This window comes from Enterobacter sp. BIDMC 27 (assembly GCF_000534415.1).
In the GTDB taxonomy this organism is placed as follows: Bacteria; Pseudomonadota; Gammaproteobacteria; order Enterobacterales; family Enterobacteriaceae; genus Enterobacter; species Enterobacter hormaechei_C.
Genome location: NZ_KI973180.1, coordinates 1 through 2,356 on the forward strand (window position 1 = coordinate 1; position 2,356 = coordinate 2,356).

Below are 2,356 nucleotides of genomic sequence, written 5' to 3' on the forward strand. Positions count from 1 at the left end.
TGTCTTACCGGGTTGGACTCAAGACGATAGTTACCGGATAAGGCGCAGCAGTCGGACTGAACGGGGGGTTCGTGCATACAGTCCAGCTTGGAGCGAACTGCCTACCCGGAACTGAGTGTCAGGCGTGGAATGAGATAAACGCGGCCATAACAGCGGAATGACACCGGTAAACCGAAAGGCAGGAACAGGAGAGCGCACGAGGGAGCCACCAGGGGGAAACGCCTGGGATCTTTAAGTCCTGTCGGGTTTCGCCGCCACTGATTTGAGCGTCAGATTTTGTGATGCTTGTCAGGGGGGCGGAGCCTATGGAAAAACGGCAGCGCCGCATCCTTTTTCGGGCCCTTCTTGACCTCAGCTTCATTTCGTTACCTCGTCATTCGTGAGCAGGTAACGCCCGCCGCAGTCTCACGGCAGGAGCGTAGCGACCGAGTGAGCGAGGAGGCGTCATTTCACCATCATCAGCATTTTGCACTTACGCACCGCAGCCGCATTTTTCCCCTGCCACATGAAGCACTTCCCTGAGCCACCACGCCCAACTAACATATTAAGCCAGTATACACTCCGCTAGCGCTACGTGACTGGTCCGGCGCTGCGCCCGGAACCCGCAAATTCAGAAACTGAAAGCGGGACAAGATGTGTTTTTGGAGTACCGCCATCATGATGCCGGCACCAAAACGATATCTCAGGGCTGCGCCCCGATACCCCGCCAACGCTTCACGGCACCGGATTAAAATCCGTTCCCGTTCACCGTTTCTCAGGGCCGTTCCCGGCTGCAGGTTCTTCATGAGGTTCGCCGTGTCTGGCAGACTGTGCAGAGTTATTCTGACCGGAGAACGCCATGAAACGACTGATAAACCTGACGCCTGCCGAGAAAAGATTTCTCGACGATGCTGTTGCCGCCGCTGAGAGAGCGTCAGGCAAGAAGCTGAATCAGCCCAACAGGCACATTGTCCTTAACAGGGCTCGTGCACAGATCGAATCGCAGCGCCAGGCAGAACGGCAGCGATCTGCGCGTGAGGAGGAGCGGCAGCAGGCGGAATTTACCTGGTCGCGTCCGCGGGCGCCGCGTCGCTGATTGCCACTTTCGTCGGTTTTGTGGGGAGTTCAGGGCGAAACAGCGTGGTATTCACTCCGGTGCATAGTCATTCGCCACCGTAAAACTCACCAGAGCGATTCCGGGCGGTTTTCTGGGGGTAAGACGTGCTCTTTTGTGGCTGAAGGCGCAGAAACGCCCTGAGGCCGTTTTCGCGGTGCGCGTAAGAAGACGTTATGGTAAATCGATGCTTAATTCCTTGCTAACTTATGGCACCTTAGCTTAAAAATCTCAGGGTAAACTTTAGAGCAGTTGAGATGGATTATAGAAATGAAAAAAGTATATACAGCAATCATATTAATAGTACTCTTATGTGGTGGTGTTTTATCTGCCAACTACATTTTTCTTCAAAGGCACATGAATGAGGTTCTGAAAGAAGATCCAAGGAATGATGGTATTAGCGTTTGGGTTTATTATAAGTGGTTTGTAAACTCTTCCGAGATTAATTATGACCTTCGTTCTGTTTCTGCAGAAAATAGTTCACTGGATGTTAGTAGGGTGATGCTGCAATTTGCTGAAAAAGTGAAAGATTATGATTTTAGTAAGGTTTATCTTAGTTACAGAGGGAAAGATAAGTTTTACTTAAAAGGAGAGTATTTTAAAACTCTTGGGCAGGAATATGGTATTCAAAACCCCGTATATACATTAAGAACAATTCCGGAAAACGTGTATATGTTAAATGGAGAGAGAGCTTATAGTGTTTGGGAGGGTGGGCTTCTGGGTGTAATGGGAAAACAGATGGAAGATCTTAGTGATTTCTCTAAGGCTTGGTACTTAGATGATTTCATTAAAAGCATGAGCGATTAATTTGAAGCGATCAGTATACATTGACGATTAGCTCACGCAAATCGCTCATTGGTCACTGGGGTGTTTTTACTCGTAGATGCTTTAGATGTGTGACCTGCTCCCCGTGGATTACAAGGCCGTCATCTGATAATGCCCCTAATGGGTCAGATCTCTAGGATAGTAGCAATACAGCAAGGAACTTCTTGAGATCCTTTCTGTTGCGTCGTAATCTCTTGCTCTGTAAACGAAAAAACCGCCCAGCAAGGCGGTTTTCTCGAAGGTTCTCAGAGCAGCAACTCTTTGAACCGAGGTAACTGGCTAGTTAGAGGAGCGCAGTCACCAAAACTGTTCGTTTAGTTTAGCCTTAACTGGCGCATGACTTCAAGACTATCTCCTCTAAATCAGTTACCAGTGGCTGCTGCCAGTGGCGCTTTTGCATGTCTTACCGGGTTGGACTCAAGACGATAGTTACCGGAT

The 2,356-nt window shown here is 49.2% G+C and carries 2 protein-coding genes and 1 pseudogene; 2 read left to right on the forward strand and 1 reads right to left on the reverse strand.

The genetic code is table 11. From position 1 onward, the window contains the following. Window positions 1–77, reverse strand: a pseudogene (locus L463_RS24775) (replication initiation protein); the annotation flags it as partial. A gap of 761 nt (window positions 78–838) precedes the next feature. On the opposite strand from L463_RS24775, the gene L463_RS00020 reads away from it, so the two are divergent. Beyond that, the gene (locus tag L463_RS00020) at window positions 839–1,075 is read left to right on the forward strand and encodes a hypothetical protein (RefSeq protein WP_016947370.1); all 237 of its coding nucleotides are present in this window, start codon (window positions 839–841) and stop codon (window positions 1,073–1,075) included. A gap of 288 nt (window positions 1,076–1,363) precedes the next feature. Further along, window positions 1,364–1,900 carry a hypothetical protein gene (locus tag L463_RS00015; protein WP_023150440.1) on the forward strand — a complete coding sequence of 179 codons (537 nt, stop codon included), beginning with the start codon at window positions 1,364–1,366 and terminating at the stop codon, window positions 1,898–1,900. Window positions 1,901–2,356 lie beyond the last annotated feature (456 nt).

Bases quoted from the DNA above. Each gene is read 5' to 3' on its own strand.
- L463_RS00020 (WP_016947370.1), top strand. From the start codon at position 839: ATGAAACGACTGATAAACCTGACGCCTGCCGAGAAAAGATTTCTCGAC.
- L463_RS00015 (WP_023150440.1), top strand. From the start codon at position 1,364: ATGAAAAAAGTATATACAGCAATCATATTAATAGTACTCTTATGTGGT.